Below are 5,842 nucleotides of genomic sequence, written 5' to 3'. Positions count from 1 at the left end.
GTCTATCGCGGCGATGCCGGCATACTGGCTCGGCGCGTTGACGCAGGACCAGCAGTTGACCGCCAGCTTGCGCACCTTGTCGTAGAGATAGGCCCCCTTTTCGCCGTTTGGCCAGATCGACCAGCCCATGCGCCAGCCGGTCATCGCCCAGGTCTTGGACCAGCCGTTGAGCACGATCAGCCTGTCGCGGAGTTCTGGAAAATTGAGCAGCGAGCAGTGGGTCTCGCCGTCATAGGTCATGACATCGTAGATTTCGTCGGAGAGGATCGCGACCTCAGGGTGCTTCTCCAACCCCTTCACGAGTTTGGCGATCTCGTCCCGCGCGGTCACGCCGCCGGTCGGATTGGCGGGCGAGTTTAGGATCAGCAGCCTCGTCTTCGGCGTGATCAGCGCCAGCGTCTCTTCCGCCGAGAAGGCAAAGCCGTTCTCCTCGCGGATCGGCACCGGGATTGGAGCCGCACCCGTGAACTCGATCATCGAGCGATAAATCGGAAAGCCGGGATCGGGATAAAGAATCTCCGCCCCCGGCTCGCCGAACATCAGGATCGCGGCGAACATGGTCGGCTTGCCGCCGGGCAGGATCATCACGCTCTCGGGCGATACTTCGACCCCGGTGGTGGTCAGCGTTCGGCGCACGACCGCCTCGCGCGTGGCTAAAAGGCCGTTGGCAGGCGTGTAGCCGTGGTGGCCATCGCGCAGCGCCTTGATCGCCGCCTCGACGATATGCTGCGGCGTCTTGAAGTCGGGCTGGCCGATGCCGAGGTTGATGATGTCGCGGCCCTGATGGGCAAGCGTCGTTGCCCGCGCGAGCACCGCAAAGGCATTTTCCTCGCCGAGACGATCGAAGGCCGCGATGGTGTGGAGCATTTTTCCCGTCCCTGTGGTTCTTTCTGTGGGCGAGCGTTTTTGTGAGCGTGCGCCAGGAAAAGTCAAACGGATTGGAGCTTTCGGTGTCGGAAAATCTGAAGAATTGGCAGCCACGCCCGCGGCCCGAACGCAAGGCGCTGGAAGGCCGCTATGTCCGGCTCGAGCCACTGAGCGCGTCAAAGCACGGCGACGGCCTCTATGAGGCGTCGTCGGTGCCCGATGCCGGAGGCCGCTTCGCCTGGCTGCCGGACTATCCGCCTGAGAACCGCGCCGCCTTCCAGCCATGGCTCGACAAAGTCGAGGCGAGCGAGGATCCGCTGTTCTTCGCCGTCATCGACAAGCCGAGCGGCAAGATCGCCGGACGTCAGACGCTGATGCGCATTGATGCCGCCAACGGCGTCATCGAGATCGGCAACATCTATTGGGGGCCGCTGATTTCGCGCAGGCCGCAGGCGACGGAAGCACAGTTCCTGTTCACCAAATATGCCTTCGACGAGCTTGGCTATCGCCGCTACGAATGGAAATGCAACAACCGCAACGAGCCGTCGAAACGTGCGGCGGAACGTTTCGGTTTCAAGTTCGAAGGCATTTTCCGCCAGCATCTTGTGGTGAAGGGCGAAAACCGCGATACGGCGTGGTACTCGATCATCGACAAGGAGTGGCCGGCGCTGCGCAAGGCCTATGAGGCCTGGCTCGATCCGGCGAATTTCGATGGCGAGGGCCGCCAAAAGCGACGGCTCGAGGAATTCCGCGCCGAGTCCGGCGCGTAGCAGGAGTTGCGCGATGGCGCATGATCACGGCTCACACGCCCACAGCCACGGCGCCGATCACGTGCACGGGTCGACCGACAAGAAGCGCGTTCTCGTCGCGGGCTGCCTGACAGCGGGCTTCATGATCGCGGAGGCGCTCGGCGGCTGGCTCACCGGCTCGCTGGCGCTGCTTGCGGATGCCGGCCATATGCTGGCGGACGCGATCGCGCTCGGCCTCGCCTGGTATGCCTTCCATCTCACCGGACGTCCCGCCACCGGGCGTCTCACCTACGGCTTCGCTCGCGTGAAGACGCTGGTGGCCTACACCAACGGCATCGCCATCTTCGTCATGGCGCTTTGGATCGTCTACGAGGCCTGGGCGCGGCTGATGCAACCGGCGCCGGTGCTGGGCGGGCCGATGCTGGTGGTGGCGGTCGCCGGCCTGCTGGTCAACGTCGCCTCCTTCCTCGTGCTGCATGGCGGCGACCGCGAGAGCCTCAACATGCGCGGCGCCATACTGCATGTGCTGGGCGACCTGCTTGGCTCGGCCGCGGCAATCGCTGCGGCCCTCATCATCCTCGCCACCGGCTGGACGCCGATCGATCCGATCCTCTCCGTGCTGGTGGCGCTGCTGATCCTGTCGACGGCGTGGTCGCTGATGCGCGAGGCCGCCCATGTGCTGCTCGAAGGCGTGCCGGCAAGCCTCGATCGCGATCTCATCGCCAAGGATCTGGAAGCCGCGGTCAAGGGCGTGCGGGAGGTGCATCACATGCATGTCTGGTCGCTCGACGGCACCAGCAACATGGCGACGCTGCATGCCTGCCTGAATGACGGCGTCGATGCGCATGCTGCGGTGAGCGCCATCAAGAAGCGGCTTGCGGCGAAGCACGGGATCGATCATGCAACGGTGGAGCCCGAGTTCGGCCTGTGCGCCGACAGCCATGACGAGCACGATCATCACCATGATCACGATCATGCGAATGATGCGCCTCGCGATCGCCGCCACTATCACTGAGCCGGTGATGAGCTTCGGATCGAGGGACGGCGCCTGATGGATCGCGAGACGCGCAACGCGGCGATCGCCGCGGCCTGGATACTGCTCCTGTTCGGCCTCGCCGCCTATTTCCTGCCGACCATCATGCTGGCCGCCGGCAAGGTCTCGACGGTCCTTGCGGTCGTCATCGCCGCGCTCTTCATGGTGGGGCTGTTCGTCGTCCTGTGGCTGCGCGGACGCAGCCAACGCAAGAAGGGTCTATGAGATGAGAGTTCTGATTACCGGCGCCGCCGGCATGGTTGGCCGCAAGCTGATCTCAAGGCTGGCCAAGGACGGTGTGCTGCGCGGGCGCAAAATAACCGCGCTCGATCTGCATGATATCGTGCCGCCGCAGGCGCCGACGCTCGCCGGAGTCGATGTCTCGATCCACACCGGCGATCTTTCCACGCCCGGTGCGACGGCCAAGCTCGTTGCTTCCCGCCCGGACGTGATTTTCCATCTCGCCGGCATCGTTTCCGGCGAGGCGGAGGCCAATTTCGACCTCGGCTACCGCGTCAATCTCGACGGCACGCGCGCTTTGTTCGACGCGGTGCGGGTGGCGGGCTTCGCGCCGCGCCTTGTCTTCACCTCGTCGATCGCGGTGTTCGGCGCGCCGTTCCCGGATGTCATCCCGGACGAGTTCCATCCGACGCCGCTCACCTCCTACGGCACGCAGAAGCTGATCAGTGAGGCGCTGCTTGCCGACTACTCGCGGCGCGGAGTCTTCGACGGCATCGGCATCCGGCTGCCCACCATCTGCGTGCGGCCGGGCAGGCCGAACAAGGCGGCGTCGAGCTTCTTCTCAGGGATTATCCGCGAGCCGCTCAGCGGCCAGGAGGCGATCCTGCCGGTGCCGCGCTCGGTGCTGCACACGCATGCCAGCCCGCGATCGGCGGTGAATTTCCTGATCCATGCGGCCGAAATCGATGGCGATAAGGTCGGGCCGCGGCGCAATCTCACCATGCCCGGCGTGGCGGTCACCGTCGGCGAGCAGATCGAAGCGCTCGGGCGCATAGCCGGCGCCGAGGTGGTCAAACGGATCCGCGAGCGGCCCGACGAAACGATCTGGGCGATCGTCAGAGGCTGGCCGACGCGCTTCGAGGCGCGCCGCTCGCGGGAACTGGGTTTTGTCGCCGAGAAGAATTTTGACGAGATCATCCGCGCCCATATCGAGGACGAACTCGACGGAAGGATCGGATGACAGTTTCGGTCGGCTTCAGACGCCGCCCGTCAGGCTGGCCGACAAGAGCAGCAGGCCAACGAGGAAGATGAAGGCGGCGCCGCCGATCTCGACGATCGAATGGATGCGGTTGCCGATGCGTCCGTCGCCGGCGAAATAGACAGCCCAGTTCTTGGCCGTCACCGCGATCGTCGCCAGCGCGGAGACGGTGATCGCGGTGCCGATCGACATGGCGAGCACCGAGAGCAGGCCGCCGAGCCAGAGACCGTTGAGGAGCGCGAAGCTCAGCACGATCAGCGCGCCGGAGCAGGGGCGGATGCCGACGGCGGCCACCGCCGACCAGGCGGTCTTCCAGTCGAAGCGATCGCCCGAAAGCAGCGCCGGATCCGGCGCGTGCGAATGGCCGCAGGTGTCGCAGACTTCGCCCGGGCCGTGGTGATGTTGCCCAGCGTGAGCATGGTCGTGCGCCGCGTGGTCGTGATCATGCGCCTTGTGATCAGTCGCCTCATGGCTGTGCGCATGCGAATGCGCGGCATGATCATGGTCGTGATGCGCGTGCGAGTGCGTCGAGTGGGCATGCGCGGAATGCGAATGGGAGTGGGAATGACCGGCATGGGAATGCGCGTGAGCATGCGAGTGCCCGCCATGCGAGTGGCCGGCATGGGCCGCCGACAGACTGTAGGCCGGACCGGCGCCGAACCACCGAAGAATGGCCGGGCCCGCCTTGCGCCACAGTAGCCAGGCGCCGAACAGCGTCACCAGCACATAACTCGAGATCTCAAGAAACCATGCCGCGTCGGTCATCGACACCGCCGTGCCGCGCAGCACGAAATAGGCAAGCATCATGACGACGATCGCGGTCAGCCCCTGCAGCAGCGCCGAGACGAAGGACAGCATGATCCCGCGCTTCAGCGCCACTTCGTTGGCGACCATGTAGGACGAAATCACCGCCTTGCCGTGGCCGGGCCCGGCGGCGTGGAAAATGCCGTAGGCGAAGGACAGGCCGACCAGCAGCCAGAGCTTGCTGCCGTCCTGGCGCATGGCTTTCATGGCGGCCGCCAGCGAATGGTAAAATTCCTGCTGCCTAAGGTTGATCCACATCAGGATATGGGCGAACGGACCGGTCGTGCTCGGCGCCATGCCGTCATTGGTGCCGATGCCGAGCGAGCTCTGGGCATGAGCGACGCCGGGTAGATGCATCATGACCAAGGTGGCGGCCGCGAGGCCGAGCGCCAGGCGCAGCGACGGTTTCATCACCGATTATCCTTCCGGCGGACAGTTCAGTTCGAGCTTGGTGGCGAAGATCTTGCTCATGTCGGTGCCCGTCGGATCGTTGAAGAACGCTTCCGTCAGGGTCTTCTGGTTTTCCTTGATCGCTTCGTCCGGATCGGGACGGATCACCTTCTTGGTGCAATTCGCGGGCAATCCCTCAACGGTGAGGTTGGCGTCGTCGGTGAAGTCGATCGCCGTGTAGAAGGTCGGATCGTAGACGCCGATGTCGATCTTGCCGGCGAGTTTGATCGGCGTCTTCGGCTGCGACTCGAACAGAATGATCAGCTGGTCGTTGTCGAAGCTCGCCATCAGATGCGGCGGAGGGACCATGGACACGTCCTTGCCGTCCTGCGTGACCAGCTGGAAATAGTTGAACTCGGCCAGCGAGGAATGGACGGTGTCGGCCACTTCCTTGAGCTCTTTGTCGTCAAGCTTCAGATCGGAGTTCTTGTCGAACTCCATCATCACTGTACTCGAAAACAGATCGTCGAAGCGCCAAAGGTGGCGCAGCGCCGTCACACTTTGGTGATCCGCGCTGAGGATGACGTCGAGGCGAGCCTCGGCGAAGACGTGCGGGTGCACCTCGGCGGGCTCTACCGCGGCAAAGGTGGCCGCAATTGCCGAAGCCAGTACGATTGCTTGCCGTTTCAGGTGCATTCCGGGCCGCGATTCCATCGACTTTGGGAGTGGGCTCCGAGAGTTAACAGAAAGGGGGCGAAAATGGGACGCGCTCTCGGAGAG

7 protein-coding genes are annotated in these 5,842 nt (G+C 64.3%); 4 read left to right on the top strand and 3 right to left on the bottom strand.

Annotated elements, in window-relative coordinates:
* The coding region (locus tag EOA75_RS27460; protein ID WP_127325630.1) for an aminotransferase class I/II-fold pyridoxal phosphate-dependent enzyme at nt 1–867 on the bottom strand (867 nt) is incomplete at its 3' end.
* 83 nt (nt 868–950) lie between these two features.
* Between EOA75_RS27460 and EOA75_RS27455 the strand changes: the two genes are divergently transcribed.
* Genes EOA75_RS27455 through denD form a run of 4 tightly spaced genes read left to right on the top strand, consistent with a single transcriptional unit; the run spans nt 951 to nt 3,850 of the window.
* The gene (locus EOA75_RS27455) at nt 951–1,637 is read left to right on the top strand and encodes a GNAT family protein (protein ID WP_067327043.1); all 687 of its coding nucleotides are present in this window, start codon (nt 951–953) and stop codon (nt 1,635–1,637) included.
* Nucleotides 1,638–1,650: 13 nt separating this feature from the next.
* A complete protein-coding gene (locus EOA75_RS27450; RefSeq protein WP_127325629.1) occupies nt 1,651–2,631 on the top strand; it encodes a cation diffusion facilitator family transporter in 981 nt (326 codons plus the stop codon).
* A 36-nt stretch (nt 2,632–2,667) separates the two neighbouring features.
* Entirely contained in the window at nt 2,668–2,874 is a 207-nt protein-coding gene (locus tag EOA75_RS27445) for a hypothetical protein (protein WP_095777137.1), read from the top strand.
* 1 nt (nt 2,875) lies between these two features.
* Nucleotides 2,876–3,850 carry a D-erythronate dehydrogenase gene (gene denD / locus EOA75_RS27440; protein WP_127325628.1) on the top strand — a complete coding sequence of 325 codons (975 nt, stop codon included), beginning with the start codon at nt 2,876–2,878 and terminating at the stop codon, nt 3,848–3,850.
* Nucleotides 3,851–3,865: 15 nt separating this feature from the next.
* On the opposite strand, the gene EOA75_RS27435 is transcribed toward denD, so the two are convergent.
* Nucleotides 3,866–5,083 carry a nickel/cobalt transporter gene (locus tag EOA75_RS27435; RefSeq protein WP_127215587.1) on the bottom strand — a complete coding sequence of 406 codons (1,218 nt, stop codon included), beginning with the start codon at nt 5,081–5,083 and terminating at the stop codon, nt 3,866–3,868.
* Between the two features lie 6 nt (nt 5,084–5,089).
* Nucleotides 5,090–5,758 (bottom strand): DUF1007 family protein, encoded by a 669-nt coding sequence (locus EOA75_RS27430; RefSeq protein WP_127215588.1) that lies wholly within the window; start codon nt 5,756–5,758, stop codon nt 5,090–5,092.
* Between the last annotated feature and the right edge of the window lie 84 nt (nt 5,759–5,842).

Source organism: Mesorhizobium sp. M1A.F.Ca.IN.022.07.1.1, from assembly GCF_003997575.1.
Lineage (GTDB): Bacteria > Pseudomonadota > Alphaproteobacteria > Rhizobiales > Rhizobiaceae > Mesorhizobium.
The sequence above is the reverse complement of the archived record's forward strand: the minus strand, read 5'-3'. Positions and strand labels throughout refer to the sequence as shown.